Below are 17,073 nucleotides of genomic sequence, written 5' to 3'. Positions count from 1 at the left end.
CCCCTTTTTTGATGTTCAGGAAGATAATTTGTTGTTAAAGCAAAGCGAAGATTGATATATGAGTGACGAAATCAACGAGATAACGGAAGGACATTCAGACTACAAACCGGCGGACACGCGGGACGAAAACGTAAAGCATCAGTTAACAGGCATGTACCAGAATTGGTTTCTGGACTATGCTTCATACGTTATACTGGAACGTGCCGTGCCTCATATCAATGACGGTTTAAAGCCTGTGCAACGACGTATTTTACATTCAATGAAACGTCTGGACGACGGACGGTATAATAAAGTGGCTAACATTGTGGGACACACCATGCAGTTCCACCCTCACGGTGATGCTTCTATCGGAGATGCCCTGGTACAGTTGGGACAGAAAGACCTGTTGATCGATTGTCAGGGTAACTGGGGTAATATCCTCACCGGAGACGGCGCAGCTGCTCCCCGTTATATCGAAGCACGCTTGTCCAAGTTTGCGCTGGATGTTGTCTTCAATCCCAAAACTACCGAATGGAAACTTTCTTATGACGGACGAAACAAGGAACCGGTCACTCTTCCTGTGAAATTCCCGTTATTATTAGCACAGGGAGTGGAAGGTATCGCCGTGGGACTTTCTTCAAAAATTTTACCACACAATTTCAACGAACTTTGTGATGCCTCTATCAGCTATTTACGCGGAGAGGAATTCCAACTATATCCTGATTTCCAGACAGGAGGCTCTATCGATGTAGCCAAATACAACGACGGAGAGCGTGGCGGAGCCGTGAAAGTACGTGCCAAGATCAACAAGATTGATAATAAAACGCTTGCTATCACAGAAATTCCATACGGAAAGACGACTTCGACAGTGATCGACTCTATCCTGAAAGCTGTTGATAAAGGAAAGATCAAAATTCGTAAGGTAGACGACAATACGGCTGCCAACGTAGAAATATTAGTGCACCTCGCACCCGGCACCTCATCAGATAAAACGATTGATGCTCTGTACGCTTTCACTGACTGTGAAGTAAGTATCTCGCCCAACTGCTGTATTATCGATGACAGTAAGCCACATTTCCTCACTGTGAGCAAAGTCCTGAAAAAGTCGGCAGACAATACGATGGATTTGCTGAAGCAGGAGCTGGAAATCAAGAAAGGAGAAATTCTGGAATCCCTGCATTTCTCTTCTCTCGAAAAGATATTTATCGAAGAACGCATCTATAAGGATAAAGAGTTCGAGCAATCCAAAGACATGGATGCAGCCTGTGCACATATCGACGAACGTCTGACACCTTACTATCCGACATTTATCCGTGAAGTTACGAAAGAAGATATTCTCAAGTTGATGGAAATCAAAATGGGGCGTATCCTGAAATTCAACTCAGACAAAGCAGATGAACTGATCGCCAAGATGAAAGAGGAAATTGCCGAGATTGATAACCACCTGGCTCACATCGTGGATTATACCGTCAACTGGTATCAGATGCTGAAGAACAAATACGGCAAGAATTTCCCGCGCCACACGGAATTGCGAAACTTCGACACCATCGAAGCAGCCAAAGTAGTAGAAGCAAACGAGAAACTCTATATCAACCGTGAAGAAGGATTTATCGGAACGACCTTGAAGAAAGATGAGTTCGTAGCCTGCTGTTCGGATATCGACGATGTCATTATCTTCTTCCGTGATGGTAAATATATCGTCACCCCCGTTGCCGATAAGAAATTTGTCGGTAAGAACGTTCTTTATGTCAATGTATTCAAGAAGAACGATAAACGTACAATCTACAACGTAGCCTACCGCGACGGAAAAGAAGGAACGACCTACGTAAAACGTTTCGCCGTAACTTCCGTGGTCCGCGACCGCGAATATGATGTGACACTGGGAACTCCCGATTCACGAATTACCTATTTCAGTGCCAACCCGAACGGAGAAGCCGAAATTATCAAAGTGACATTGAAGCCGAACCCGCGTGTACGCCGCATCATCTTCGAGCATGACTTCAGCGAAGTCAGTATCAAGGGACGCCAGGCACGGGGGATAATTCTCACCCGCTTGCCGGTACACAAAATATCCTTGAAACAGAAAGGCGGCTCTACTCTCGGTGGACGTAAAGTCTGGTTCGACCGTGACATACTTCGCCTCAACTATGATGGACGCGGCGAATACCTGGGAGAATTCCAAAGTGACGACTCCATACTGGTTGTACTGAACAATGGTGATTTCTACACCACCAACTTCGATTTGAGCAATCACTACGAAGACAATGTGAGCATCGTTGAGAAATTCGATCCCCATAAGGTATGGACCGCTGCACTTTATGATGCCGATCAACAGAATTACCCGTACCTGAAACGTTTCTGCTTCGAGGCCTCCAACCGCAAACAGAACTATCTGGGAGAGAATAAGAATAACCGTCTCATCTTGCTGACCGATGAGTACTATCCGCGTCTGGAAGTTATATTTGGCGGACACGACAGCTTCCGTGATCCGTTGGATATCGATGCAGATGAATTCATAGCTGTCAAAGGGTTCAAAGCCAAAGGAAAACGCATCACGACCTATACCGTGGATACGATCAACGAACTTGAACCGACCCGCTTCCCCGAACCTGAACAAGAGCAGCAGGAAAGCCCGGAAGAGGAACCGGAAAATCTGGACCCGGACAGTGATAAGAGCGAAGGCGATATTATTGATGAGATCACCGGGCAGATGAAATTATTCTGATGAAGAAAAAACTAATATATCTGGGGCTGACAGGATGCATCCTGTTCGCCCTTTGCACCAGATTACAAGCGCAGATTGACAGTCTGCAAACCCATCGGTATGTAACACGTGCCACCATGTACGGTGTAGGATTTACCAACGTATTCGACACCTATCTTTCACCGCAGGAATACAAAGGAATTGACTTCCGTATTTCCCGCGAGACGATTCGGATGACTAAGTTATTCGATGGAAATGTGTCTGTGCAGAATTTCTTTCAGGCAGACATCGGTTATACCCATAACCGTGCCGATAACAATAACACCTTCTCCGGATTAGTCAACTGGAATTACGGATTACACTACCAGTTTCGACTGACGGAGAATTTCAAATTATTAGCCGGAGGATTGATAGATGCCAACGGAGGCTTTGTCTATAATCTCCGGAACACCAACAATCCGGCATCCGCACGGGCATACGTCAATTTGGATGCTTCCGGAATGGCTATCTGGCATTTGAAAATCAAACGGTACCCGATGGTATTACGCTATCAAGTCAATCTACCGGTGATGGGAGTAATGTTCTCACCGCACTACGGACAATCTTACTACGAGATATTCTCTCTGGGAAATTCGAGTGGAGTGATAAAGTTCACCTCCCTGCACAACCAGCCTTCACTGCGGCAGATGCTCTCGGTCGACTTACCGATAGGATATACAAAAATGCGATTCAGCTATCTGGCTGATTTGCAACAATCCAATGTAAACAATATCAAGACACATACCTACTCGCACGTATTCATGGTAGGATTTGTGAAAGACCTATACCGTATCCGAAACAAAAAAGGAACAGCTTTGCCTTCATCGGTCAGAGCCTACTAAGAGAACAAAATTTAATGTTGAAACTTCAAGTGAGATCAATTAAGAATGAGAAATAAGATTAGACAAATGCTTTGGCTGCTCTGCTGTCTTCCGGTATTGACCGGTTGCATCGGAGAAGAAGACTACGCCAATGATCCTGTAGGAAACTTCGAACAACTATGGAAGATCATCGACGAACAGTATTGTTTTCTGGAAGCAAAAGGTATTGACTGGGATGCCGTTCACGACAAATATAGCCCACTGATTATTCCGACAATGTCTAATGACGACCTGTTCGACATCCTAAGCCAGATGCTATACATTTTAAAAGACGGACATGTCAATCTATCCTCTGCCAAACGTACTTCTTTCTACGATGAATGGTATCAGGGTTACGACTGGAACTACCGGGAAGATATTCTCTATCAAACTTATCTGGGCAGTGCCAGCACAGGATACTATACATCCGCCGGTTTAAAGTATAAAATATTCGATAATAATATAGGATATATTCGTTATGAAAGTTTCAGTTCCGGAGTGGGCGATGGCAACTTGGATGAAGTTCTCCTCTACCTGGCCACCTGCAACGGATTAATCATCGATGTACGTGATAACGGAGGCGGAAACCTGACCAACTCCACCCGCATTGCCGCCCGGTTTACCAACGAGAAAACACTTACCGGATATATACAGCACAAAACCGGACCGGGACATAATGATTTCTCCAAGATGGAGCCGATCTATCTGGAACCATCCAACAGCATCCGGTGGCAGAAGAAAGTAATCATTCTGACCAATCGTCGTTGTTATAGTGCCACCAATGATTTTGTGAATGCGATGCGCAGCTTAAACAAGGACAACGAAGAGAAAAGAATCATCCAGTTAGGTGACTGGACCGGAGGTGGTTCGGGACTTCCCTTCTCATCGGAATTACCTAATGGATGGAGCGTCCGTTTCTCCGCCAGTCCGCATTTCGACAAAAACAAGCAACCCTTGGAAGAAGGTATTGAGCCGGACATTGCCATCAATATGTCTGAATCAGATCAACTTAAGCACAAAGACACTCTGATTGAAAAAGCATTCGAAATCTTAAGTGAATAACTTTATTGTCGAATTATTTGCCAAATCAGAAAATCTTCCTATCTTTGCACCGCTAAACAAAAAAGCTACACATGCGGATGTGGCGTAATTGGTAGCCGCGCCAGACTTAGGATCTGGTGCCGTGAGGCGTGTAGGTTCGAGTCCTATCATCCGCACCAAAAATAAACTATAAGCCTTCAAGATACTATCTTGGAGGCTTTTTAATTAGTTAAACATGAATAAACATCAACTTTGCTGCATCGGTCACATCACATTAGACAAAGTAGTCACTCCTCAAAACACTGTCTACATGCCGGGAGGAACAGCTTTTTATTGCTCACATGCCATCCGCCATTTTAATGATATCGATTATGCGCTGGTAACGGCAGTAGGTGCCACTGAAATGAAAGTTGTAGAGCAGCTGCGCAAAGTGGGTATTAACGTAACTGCCTTACCGAGCAAACACTCCGTATACTTCGAGAACATCTATGGAGCCAATCCGGACGACCGTACCCAACGGGTATTAGCGAAAGCCGATCCGTTCACAGCCAGTCAGTTGAAAGAGATAGATGCGCAAATCTACCATCTCGGCTCTCTGCTGGCTGACGACTTCTCATTGGAAGTAATCAAAGAACTATCTCAAAAAGGGTTGATTGCAGTAGACTCACAAGGCTATTTACGTGAAGTGCGTGACACCCACGTCTATCCGGTGGACTGGACAGATAAGAGAGAAGCCTTGCAATATATTCATTTCCTCAAAGTCAACGAGCATGAAATGGAAGTACTGACCGGTCTTTCCGACCCGCATGAAGCTGCCCGCCAATTATATGAATGGGGAGTGAAAGAAGTATTAGTCACATTAGGCGGCATGGGCTCACTTATCTTCGACGGAAAAGACTTCTATCGTATTCCGGCTTATAAGCCCAGAGAAGTGGTAGACGCAACGGGATGTGGAGACACGTATACCATCGGCTATTTATATCAACGGGTATCAGGTGCCGGCATCGAAGAAGCCGGTCGTTTTGCAGCCGCCATGTCTACATTAAAAATAGAGAAATCAGGTCCTTTCAATGGCAGCAAAGAAGACGTCATTCAATGTATGACCACTGCGGAACAAATGTTTTAAAACAGGAAAGGCATGAACCACACCGGTTCATGTCTGAACTTTTTCAACAGTCTCCTCACCCTTTTGTGTTAAAAACAAGCATCCTCTCTTTTTTCCCAAATCTTTTTTGAATTTCGTTTGTTTCCTTTGTTACTCTCGCCAAAAGACGGCAGAAAAAAGACTTCAACCTAAATAATAACAAATGGAAAAATTTAATGCAATGAGGACTAGACTTTTACAACATCTTCAGAAAAAAGCCATCAGGTCAAAGAGCATCATGACGCTTGTTTGCCTGCTACTGGCCTCTGCATCAGCCTTTGCACAGACAAAGACGGTGACAGGAACAGTGACGGACGCTGCCAATGAACCATTGATCGGCGCATCGGTACTCGTACAAGGAACTTCCACCGGAACCATCACGGACATGGACGGTAAATATTCAATCTCTGTCACTCCGGAGGACGTACTGGCATTTTCATACGTGGGGATGACTTCGCAAACCATTAAAGTGGGGACACAGAACGTCATCAATGTCACTTTAAAAGAAGATTCACAAGTACTAGCCGAAACAGTCGTTATCGGATACGGTAGTGCAAAGAAAAGAGACTTGACAGGTTCTATCACCAATATCAAAGGAGAAGAGTTAGCCAACAAACCGGCAATGAATCCGCTGTCTTCCCTTCAGGGGAAAGTGGCAGGTGTGCAGATTGTAAACTCCGGACGAGCCGGATCGGACCCGGAAATCCGTATTCGCGGAACAAACTCCATCAACGGATATAAACCGCTGTACATTGTCGACGGATTATTCAATGACAACATCAATTTCCTGAATCCGGAGGACATCGAATCCATGGAAATCCTGAAAGACCCGTCATCTCTGGCTATCTTCGGTGTTCGCGGTGCGAATGGTGTTATCATCATTACCACAAAGAAAGCCAAAGAGGGACAGACACTAGTCAATATTAATACTTCTTTCGGTTTCAAGAAAGTGGTAGATAAAGTGAAACTGGTGAATGGTTCACAATTCAAGGAACTATATAACGAACAGCTTGCCAATCAGAAAGATGACCCTTTCGATTATACCGGCTGGGATGCCAATACCGACTGGCAAGACGAAATTTTCCAGACTGCTTTCATTACAAACAATAACATCAGTATTACAGGGGCTTCGCCCAAACATAGTTTCTATCTGGGTGTAGGCTACTCTTACGAACAAGGCAACATCGAGCATGAGAAATTCAGTAAGGTAACCATCAACGCAAGTAATGATTATAAGATTACGGACTTTTTGAAAGTCGGTTTCCAATTCAACGGTGCACGTATGCTTCCTGCTGATTCCAAACAGGTATTGAATGCCCTGCGTGCAACTCCTATCGCTCCGGTGTATAACAACGAATACGGATTATATACGGCTCTGCCCGAATTCCAGAAAGCGCAGATTAGCAACCCGATGGTAGACGTCGAATTGAAAGCGAATACTACCAAAGCGGAGAACTACCGGGCATCCGGTAATATTTATGGTGAAGTAGACTTCCTGAAACATTTCACGTTCAAAGCAATGTTCTCCATGGATTATGCGTCGAACAACGGACGGACGTATACACCGATCGTAAAAGTATACGATGCCGCTGTCAACGGAGGGATCTCTACTTTGGGAACAGGCAAGACCGAGGTCAGCCAGTTTAAAGAGAATGAAACAAAAGTTCAGAGCGACTACCTGTTGACATACACCAACAGCTTTGATAATGGAAATCATAACCTGACAGCTACCGCCGGTTTTACTACCTATTATAATTCGTTGAGCCGATTGGACGGAGCACGCAAGCAGGGGGTCGGACTGGTTATTCCGGATAATCCGGACAAATGGTTTGTCAGCATCGGCGATGCGGCTACCGCTACCAATGGAAGTACTCAATGGGAACGCAGTACATTATCCGTACTTGCACGTGTGATCTACAACTATAAAGGTAAATATCTGTTCAACGGATCTTTCCGCCGGGATGGTTCTTCCGCTTTCTCCTACACAGGCAATGAATGGCAGAACTTCTTCTCACTGGGTGGAGGTTGGTTGATGTCCGAAGAAGAATTTATGAAAGACATCAAATGGCTGGATATGTTGAAAATCAAAGCATCTTACGGTACGTTAGGAAACCAGAACCTGGATAAAGCCTATCCTGCCGAACCCTTATTGACCAATGCTTATTCGGCCGTATTCGGTAAACCGTCCATCATTTATCCCGGATACCAGCTTGCCTATCTTCCTAATCCTAACCTGCGTTGGGAAAAAGTAGAAGCCTGGGAAGCCGGATTTGAAACGAACCTACTTCGCAACCGCTTGCATTTTGAGGGTGTTTACTATAAGAAGAACACCAAAGATTTGTTAGCCGAAGTTCCCGGAATTTCCGGAACTATCCCCGGTATCGGAAACTTGGGAGAGATCCAGAATAAAGGAGTGGAAATGGCTGTAACCTGGCGCGATCAGATTGGTGATTGGGGATATTCCGTCAGTGCCAACCTGACTACTATCAAGAATGAGGTAAAAAGTCTTGTTCAGGAAGGATACTCCATCATTGCCGGAGATAAGCAGCAAAGTTACACAATGGCAGGTTATCCTATCGGATATTTCTATGGTTATAAAGTGGCAGGCGTTTATCAGTCACAAGCAGATATTGACGCATCACCCCAAAATACATTGGCTACCGTTACCCCCGGTGACCTGAAATTCGCCGATGTGAACGGTGACGGAGAAATCACCCCGGAAGACCGTACCATGATAGGCAACCCGACTCCAAAGGTCACTTACGGTTTTTCTCTCGGAGTAGACTACAAGAATTGGTCGTTAGGCATCGACATGATGGGACAAGGCGGAAACAAGATTTTCCGTACATGGGATAACTACAATTTTGCCCAGTTCAACTACCTGGAACAACGTTTGGACCGCTGGCACGGAGAAGGTACGTCCAACACCCAACCGTTGCTGAACACCAAACATTCTATCAATAACTTGAATTCCGACTATTACATTGAGAACGGTAGTTTCTTCCGTATCCGCAACGTACAGTTAGCGTATACGTTCGACAAGAGCTTAATTGCCAAAATACGTCTGCAAGCCCTGAAAGTCTATGTCAACATACAGAACCTGAAGACATGGAAACATAATACCGGATATACTCCCGAACTTGGAGGAACCGCCACCGCATTCGGAGTAGATAACGGCAGTTATCCTGTACCTGCAGTCTATACCTTCGGTATCAACCTAACATTCTAGTGGCAAGGTGCCACTGCCAGTTTTCCATGCGGAACACAACTTTAATCTTTAAAACTATCATTATATGAAACTGAATAAATATATATTTGCAGCCCTTATTACTTCAACTACATTATTTCTAGGCAGCTGTAGTGACTTTCTGGATCGTAGTCCACAAGGACAGTTTACGGAAGATGATAATCCGAACGCTCTGGTCAACGGTAAGATTTATAATGTCTATACGATGATGCGTAACTATAATGTGACAGCCGGCCCTCCTGCTTTTGCCATCCACTGTTTCCGTTCGGAAGATTCGGAAAAAGGAAGTATTGCCAGCGATGGCTCTGATGTAGCCGAAATGTATGATGATTTTGTGTATACACCGACCAACGGCCTACTGGGTGCTTATTGGGGACAGAATTATGCCATCATCTACCAATGTAATGAGATTCTTGATGCCATTGCAGAAAAAGAAACAGCCGGACAAACAGAAACTGAAGACATCATCAATAAGGGAGAAGCCTCTTTCTTCCGCGCTTATTGCTACTTCAATCTGGTAAGAGCTTTCGGCGAAGTTCCTTTGGTGACTTACAAAATCAACGACGCTTCGGAAGCCAATATCCCGAAGACAACCGCTGATAAAATCTATGAGCAGATTGACAAAGACCTGAAAACAGCAGAAGAGTCATTGCCGGAAACATGGAGCAGCGAATACACCGGACGACTGACTTGGGGAGCTGCCCGTTCCTTACACGCGCGTACTTATATGATGCGCAACGACTGGAACAATATGTACACAGCCTCCACCGATGTCATCAAAAAGGGGCTCTACAACTTAAAGACTCCGTATAATGAGATTTTCACGGATGATGGTGAAAATAACGGAGGTTCTATATTCGAGTTGCAATGTACAGCTACTGCCGCTCTTCCTCAAAGTACCGTTATCGGTAGCCAGTTCTGTGAAGTACAAGGTGTACGCGGAGCAGGTCAATGGGACTTGGGATGGGGATGGCACATGGCAACAGAGTATATGGCGCAAGCATACGAACAGGGTGATCCACGCAAAAACTCTACCCTACTCTACTTCCGCCACTCGGACAGCGATCCTATCACACCGGAAAACACCAACGAACCATACGGCGAGTCTCCGGTTTCCCCGGCAATGGGTGCTTATTTCAATAAGAAAGCCTATACCGACCCGGCATTGCGTAAAGAATATACCAACAAAGGATTCTGGGTAAACATTCGTCTGATCCGCTACGCAGATGTACTGCTGATGGGAGCCGAATCAGCTAATGAAAAAGGTATTCCGGGTGAAGCAATCGACTATTTGGAACAAGTACGCGCACGCGCCAGAGGCACCAACAGCAATATATTGCCTAAAGTGACGACTACCGATCAGGGAGAATTGCGTGAGGCCATCCGCCACGAACGCCGTGTGGAATTAGGGTTGGAATTCGACCGTTTCTATGACCTCGTTCGTTGGGGCATTGCAAAAGAAGTGTTGCACGCAGCCGGTAAAACCAATTATCAGGACAAAAACGCACTGCTTCCACTGCCGCAGACAGAGATCGACAAGTCTAAGGGAGTGTTAGTACAGAACCCCGACTACCAATAAGAAAGTTCCTCGGTGCCGAACGGTTGTTTCCTCGGTGCCGAAACTACTGTTCCTCGGTGTCGAACAATGTCCTCCTCGGTGCCGAACATTCAACGCATCAGGAGGACTTTATATGAATAGAGATAAAATTAACTATAATAATATGATATACAAAAAGTTAAGTCTATCCGTCCTGTTGTTTGCCGCAGGTTTTCTAACCGCGTCGGCACAAAAGTCGCCACAGGATATGGATCGTTTCATCGACGTATTGATGAATAAAATGACGCTGGAAGAAAAAATCGGACAGTTAAACCTTCCCGTCACCGGAGAGATCACTACGGGACAAGCTAAAAGCAGCGACATTGCCGCAAAAATCAAGAAAGGCGAAGTGGGAGGATTGTTCAATCTGAAAGGAGTAGAGAAAATACGTGAAGTACAGAAACAAGCTGTGGAAGATTCACGGCTGGGCATTCCGTTATTGTTCGGGATGGACGTTATTCACGGGTACGAAACGATGTTCCCTATCCCGCTCGGTTTGTCTTGCACCTGGGACATGACAGCCATTGAAGAGTCTGCCCGCATTGCAGCCGTAGAGGCAAGTGCTGATGGAATCTCATGGACTTTCAGCCCGATGGTGGATATTTCACGTGACCCTCGTTGGGGACGCGTATCCGAAGGTAGTGGCGAAGACCCGTTTCTCGGTGCCATGATTGCCGAAGCAATGGTGCGCGGCTATCAGGGGAAAAACATGGAACGGAATGACGAAATCATGGCCTGCGTAAAACACTTTGCGTTATATGGGGCAGGCGAAGCCGGCCGCGACTATAACACCGTGGATATGAGCCGCCAACGAATGTTCAATGATTATATGCTGCCGTATGAAGCAGCCGTTGAAGCGGGTGTAGGCAGCGTGATGGCTTCTTTTAATGAAGTAGACGGTATTCCGGCCACTGCCAATAAATGGCTGATGACGGATATTCTCCGCGGACAGTGGGGATTCAACGGTTTTGTGGTAACTGATTATACGGGCATTTCAGAAATGATCGACCACGGTATCGGTGATCTTCAGACAGTATCCGCCCGTGCCATCAACGCCGGAGTGGATATGGATATGGTAAGCGAGGGTTTTGTAGGGACACTGAAGAAATCCGTTCAGGAAGGAAAAGTCTCTATGGAAACATTGAATACGGCTTGCCGTCGTATTCTGGAAGCCAAATATAAACTGGGATTGTTTGATAATCCTTATAAATATTGCGATCCGAAACGTCCGGCACGCGACATCTTTACCAAAGCCCATCGTGATGCAGCCCGCAGAATTGCAGCAGAAAGTTTCGTTCTTCTGAAGAATGACAGTCCCGACGGTAATCCGAACGGAAATCCGTTGTTGCCTTTCAACCCAAAAGGAAATATTGCAGTTATCGGTCCGTTGGCAAACAGCCGTAGCAATATGCCGGGTACATGGAGCGTAGCAGCTGTGCTCGACCGTTGCCCTTCTTTGGTAGAAGGATTGAAAGAGATGACAGCCGGAAAAGCGAATATCATGTACGCTAAAGGAAGCAACCTGATTAGTGACGCAAGTTACGAAGAACGGGCAACGATGTTCGGCCGTTCCCTGAACCGTGACAACCGCACCGACCAGCAGTTGTTGGACGAAGCATTGAACGTAGCCCGTCGGTCGGATATCATCATCGCAGCGCTAGGCGAATCTTCTGAAATGAGCGGTGAAAGCAGCAGTCGTACAGACTTGAATATTCCCGACGTACAACAGAATCTGTTGAAAGAACTTTTAAAGACAGGCAAACCGGTGGTACTGGTGTTATTCACCGGACGTCCGCTTACGCTGAACTGGGAACAGGAGCATGTGCCTGCCATTCTGAATGTATGGTTCGGAGGTAGTGAAGCCGCTTACGCCATTGGTGACGCCCTCTTCGGTTACGTCAATCCGGGTGGTAAACTGACTATGACTTTCCCGAAGAATGTCGGCCAGATACCTCTTTATTATGCGCACAAAAATACCGGACGCCCATTGAAAGATGGCAAATGGTTCGAGAAATTCCGCAGCAACTATCTCGATGTGGATAATGATCCGCTTTATCCGTTCGGTTACGGCCTTTCTTATACGACGTTCTCTTACAGCGACATCGACTTGAGTCATTCTTCCATGGACATGAACGGTTCGTTGACCGCGGCAGTGGAGGTTACCAATACCGGAACATGGCCCGGCTCGGAAGTGGTACAGCTTTATATCCGCGACGTTGTGGGTAGCAGTACCCGTCCCGTCAAAGAGCTGAAAGGTTTCCAAAAGATATTCCTGGAACCGGGAGAAATGAAGATTGTCCGTTTCAAGATTGCTCCGGAAATGCTTCGATACTATAATTATGACTTGCAACTGGTTGCCGAACCGGGCGACTTTGAAGTGATGATCGGTACGAACAGCCGTGATGTGAAAACCGCGAAGTTCACGTTAAACTAAACTTTTATCACCTTGATTATGAACGATAAATATAAAAGAATAATAGAAATGAGTGCACTTCCGCTCATGTTACTATTTCTATCCGCCGTTGCCCTGACTTTCCAGAGCTGTAAAGGGAAAAGCAAAAGCAACAACCTTTCCACAGCCACCGACTCGTTATCGGACGACGCCCTGATGGATACCGTCCAGCGACGGACTTTCCTCTATTTCTGGGAAGGTGCCGAGCCGAATAGCGGCTTAGCTCCCGAACGTTATCATGTGGACGGCGTTTATCCAGAAAACGATGCCAACGTAGTCACTTCCGGCGGCAGCGGTTTCGGCATCATGGCTATCCTTGCGGGAATCGACCGCGGTTACGTCACCCGCGAAGAGGGACTGGCACGAATGGAACGCATCGTTTCTTTCCTCGAAAAGGCAGACCGTTTCCACGGAGCCTACCCTCATTGGTGGTATGGTGATACGGGCAAAGTGAAACCATTCGGCCAGAAAGATAATGGGGGCGATCTGGTAGAGACCGCTTTCCTCATCCAAGGGCTGCTGGCCGTACACCAATATTACGTCAACGGAAACGAGAAAGAGAAAGCCCTCGCCCAACGGATCGACCAGATTTGGCGGGATGTCGACTGGAACTGGTATCGGCAAGGCGGGCAAAACGTTCTTTACTGGCATTGGAGTCCGACGTATGGCTGGGAAATGAATTTCCCTGTACACGGCTACAACGAATGTATGATTATGTATATTCTTGCCGCCGCTTCTCCTACCCATGGAGTACCTGCGGCTGTCTATCATGACGGTTGGGCACAGAACGGAGCCATCGTTTCTCCGCATAAAGTGGAAGGAATCGAGTTGCACCTCCGCTATCAGGGCACCGAAGCCGGACCGCTTTTCTGGGCTCAATACTCTTTCCTCGGACTTGACCCAGTGGGACTGAAAGATGAATACTGCCCCAGCTACTTCCACGAAATGCGCAACCTGACACTAGTCAACCGTGCTTACTGCATCCGCAACCCTAAACATTACAAAGGTTTCGGACCGGATTGTTGGGGACTGACTGCCAGCTACTCCGTCGATGGATATGCGGCTCATTCGCCCAATGAGCAGGAGGACAAAGGAGTAATCTCCCCTACCGCCGCGCTTTCATCCATTGTCTATACACCGGAATATTCCATGCAAGTGATGCGCCATCTATATAGTATGAGAGATAAAGTGTTCGGTCCTTTCGGATTCTACGATGCTTTCAGCGAAACGGACAATTGGTATCCGCAACGTTATCTGGCTATCGACCAGGGTCCTATTGCTGTCATGATCGAAAACTACCGGAGCGGATTATTGTGGAAACTCTTCATGAGCCATCCCGACGTACAAGCCGGATTAACCAAACTTGGTTTTAACACCAACAAGCAAGACGTGAGACAGAAATAAGAGGGAATCTCGGTGTGCGGAAGTGGTCTACTGGCCACCTCCACCACCGGTGTTTCCACCTCCGCCGCCGCCACCTTTCACATCGTCATTGTCGATGCTTCGTGCGGCTTTCTTCACACTGGCTTTCAACTCTCCAAGCCGATAGCTGATACTGAAACCGTAATACCGGCTCGGATATTTGCTCGAACTCTTCGAAATAAAGTTAGCTCCTTCTGTGTGATTATTGTAAGTTCTGTATTTCTCCAGAACATTGCTGCAATAAATATTCAAAGAAAGACGTTCTTCTTTCAGGAAAGAACGGCTCAATCCCAAACTATAATAACTATATCCTGAACCTTTTCCCTGCAAACTGATTCGGGGTGTGCTACCTCCGCCGTTCAGGCTCAAACGAACTTTTCCCGGTAAGGTCTGCTGAATTCCTCCATAAGCAGAAGCATTCCATCCATAATTGTGCAGCTCTTGGGCAGGACTCCGCAAATCGCTATAATTGCCACGTCCATTGACGTAAATTCTCGTTTTAGGAGAAGCATTCCAGTTCAAATAAAAGTTCAATCCTGTTTCCCGGCTCTTTCCGATATTACCGTATGTGCTATACAGTGCACCGTAGGGAGCTTTATGCCCGCCTTCAAAGATTTCTCCGTCTTTATCAGTAATCAAGCGGCTGATTCTTTCAATTCCGTTGTTATTGAAAGAATGACGCAAAGAAAGATTGATGTTGAACTTGGACGTAAAACTGCTGTAAGACAAGTCGAACGAATGACTCTTCTCACTCTTCAAGTTCGGATTTCCCTGACTGATAAACATCGGATTCTGATTATCGAAATAAGGATTCAAATTCCAGATACCCGGACGCCAGATACGCATATTATATCCACCACGCAAATTCTGCGTCTTTCCTAGTTTTATTCCCAAGGAAACGGAAGGAACCAGATCACTAAAATTCGAATCAAAGTTCTCGCCCGGACCCACCAGATACTTCACCTCTTGTATGGTTTGCTCATAACGCAATCCCGGTTTGAAAGTAAATCCCTTGTATTTCAGCGTATATCCGGCATAAGCAGAGAGAATATGATTCAAATGACGGTACTCGCTACTACGATTCTCATTATATGCATAGTTTTCACTTGCTCCCTCGGCTTCATAAAACCGATTATCACTGGAGTTACGTCGGAAAATATATTTGGCACCGGTTTCAATTGTATGCAGCTTTCCAATCGGAGTAGTATAGTCCACCTGGAAAGTCTGCTCCATCGTATTTGTCTTTCCGTCCGAATGGAAATTCTTTAATGACAATTCTTTGATGATATCCAGTTTATTCTCATCAGGCTCGATATCCAGATAAGTATTATATGAATCATTCGTTTGGGGTTGGGAATTGATTTTATAAGAAAGCGTAATCATTCGTTCTTTATTCTTTCGGGAAGTACGCTGATAGTCTATATTTCCGTTGATAGAATACCATGACCCTTTTCCATGATTGTCGGTTCTATAACGGTACGCAAAATTCTGTCGGTCAGCTCCGTGCATAATCGTATTTCCGCCACTGTTACTTTTGTCACTGCTACCGTACATTCCGAAAGCCACGGTCAGCAGCCTCAACGTATCAATCTCGTAACTGGCTTCCAAATTGCCATATTGGAAATTCCCTTTCGACTTGGAGCTACTTTCCGATTCCAGATATTTTTCATTCTCTTTATCCGGTTCGTAGTTTTCGCGATAACTGTCGGAATAGCTGCGCGGGCTATTATTATAATTGTAGTTATAGTTGGCAGAAACAGTCAGTTTACCTTGTTTCACCATTGCGTAAGTGCCGGCACCTACTCCGTTATTATTAGCATTTCCTCTGAAAGTAGCCGTGTATCCTTCAAATCCGGAACCTACTGTGACGATATTCAGAATACCTCCGATACCTTCCGCATCATATTTAGCTCCCGGTGAAGTTATCACCTCAATATATTTGATCGTGTTTGCCGGCATACTTTTCAGAACTTCCTTCGGATTATTACTCATCATATTATTGGGCTTTCCATTTACATGTATCTTGAAACTGCTACTGCCGTTCACCTGTACATTGTCTTCTCCATCCACCGTTACCAAAGGCACTTTCCGAAGCATCTCCAATATACTGTTCGATTTTGAGTCCGGGTCATCTTCAATATTATATTCAATCTTATCCACATCTACCTTTACCAAAGGTTTTTGTGCAACTACCTCCACTCCTTTCAATACGTTATTGGCCTCTGAAGAAATCATTGTGCCCAAGTCAACCTCCTTCACGGACGGTTTTAGAGTAAATTCCTTTACTATCGGCGCTTTACCAATCGAAGAAATAGTGATGATGTAATTGCCCGCAGCGACATTCAGTTTCTCCTGAAATTTACCATTCGCCCCAGTCACCGCCATCTTGACTGCTTTATCCGGAGCATTTTTCTTTGCTATTTTGATGGTAGCATACGGTTCTCCCTCTTGTGTTAAAGAATCAATAAGTACTCCTTTGACTGTATAAGAAGGAGCTGTGGATTGTGCCCACCCCGCCACGGAGATAGCAAATACGAATAGAATTAGTAGTAACAGTCTGTGTTTCATGACTAGAATATATTAGTTTA

At 45.7% G+C, this 17,073-nt stretch carries 9 protein-coding genes and 1 tRNA gene; 9 read left to right on the top strand and 1 reads right to left on the bottom strand.

Annotation, left to right across the window (positions count from 1 at the left end):
- The first annotated feature begins 58 nt into the window (after positions 1-58).
- The 9 genes from KSX81_RS14265 to KSX81_RS14225 all read left to right on the top strand — a co-directional run bounded on the left by KSX81_RS14265 (position 59) and on the right by KSX81_RS14225 (position 14,467).
- The gene (locus KSX81_RS14265; RefSeq protein WP_004309592.1) at positions 59-2,704 is read left to right on the top strand and encodes a DNA gyrase/topoisomerase IV subunit A; all 2,646 of its coding nucleotides are present in this window, start codon (positions 59-61) and stop codon (positions 2,702-2,704) included.
- Complete coding sequence (locus tag KSX81_RS14260; RefSeq protein WP_008642868.1) at positions 2,704-3,564, top strand: DUF3316 domain-containing protein; 861 nt, start codon at positions 2,704-2,706, stop codon at positions 3,562-3,564. The genes KSX81_RS14265 and KSX81_RS14260 overlap by 1 nt, the downstream gene beginning before the upstream one ends.
- Positions 3,565-3,609: 45 nt before the next feature.
- Positions 3,610-4,644, top strand: a complete 1,035-nt coding sequence (locus KSX81_RS14255) for a S41 family peptidase (RefSeq protein ID WP_008649432.1) — start codon at positions 3,610-3,612, stop codon at positions 4,642-4,644.
- 73 nt (positions 4,645-4,717) lie between these two features.
- A tRNA-Leu gene (locus KSX81_RS14250) sits at positions 4,718-4,802 on the top strand.
- Between the two features lie 56 nt (positions 4,803-4,858).
- Positions 4,859-5,749: a carbohydrate kinase family protein gene (locus tag KSX81_RS14245; protein WP_008642866.1), complete on the top strand. Its 891-nt coding sequence runs from the start codon at positions 4,859-4,861 to the stop codon at positions 5,747-5,749.
- A 181-nt stretch (positions 5,750-5,930) separates the two neighbouring features.
- The gene (locus KSX81_RS14240) at positions 5,931-8,996 is read left to right on the top strand and encodes a SusC/RagA family TonB-linked outer membrane protein (RefSeq protein WP_009039766.1); all 3,066 of its coding nucleotides are present in this window, start codon (positions 5,931-5,933) and stop codon (positions 8,994-8,996) included.
- Positions 8,997-9,060: 64 nt separating this feature from the next.
- Positions 9,061-10,593, top strand: coding sequence for a RagB/SusD family nutrient uptake outer membrane protein (locus KSX81_RS14235; RefSeq protein WP_008024295.1), 1,533 nt, complete (start codon positions 9,061-9,063; stop codon positions 10,591-10,593).
- Positions 10,594-10,735: 142 nt separating this feature from the next.
- Positions 10,736-13,045: a beta-glucosidase BglX gene (bglX, locus tag KSX81_RS14230; protein ID WP_004324488.1), complete on the top strand. Its 2,310-nt coding sequence runs from the start codon at positions 10,736-10,738 to the stop codon at positions 13,043-13,045.
- A gap of 18 nt (positions 13,046-13,063) precedes the next feature.
- Complete coding sequence (locus KSX81_RS14225) at positions 13,064-14,467, top strand: glucoamylase family protein (RefSeq protein WP_171033843.1); 1,404 nt, start codon at positions 13,064-13,066, stop codon at positions 14,465-14,467.
- A 27-nt stretch (positions 14,468-14,494) separates the two neighbouring features.
- Here KSX81_RS14225 and KSX81_RS14220 read toward each other — a convergent pair whose 3' ends face one another.
- Positions 14,495-17,053 carry an outer membrane beta-barrel family protein gene (locus KSX81_RS14220; protein WP_004322298.1) on the bottom strand — a complete coding sequence of 853 codons (2,559 nt, stop codon included), beginning with the start codon at positions 17,051-17,053 and terminating at the stop codon, positions 14,495-14,497.
- Positions 17,054-17,073: the final 20 nt, after the last annotated feature.

Source organism: Bacteroides sp. MSK.18.37 (assembly GCF_019129155.2).
GTDB classification, from domain to species: Bacteria; Bacteroidota; Bacteroidia; order Bacteroidales; family Bacteroidaceae; genus Bacteroides; species Bacteroides ovatus.
The sequence above is the reverse complement of the archived record's forward strand: the minus strand, read 5'-3'. Positions and strand labels throughout refer to the sequence as shown.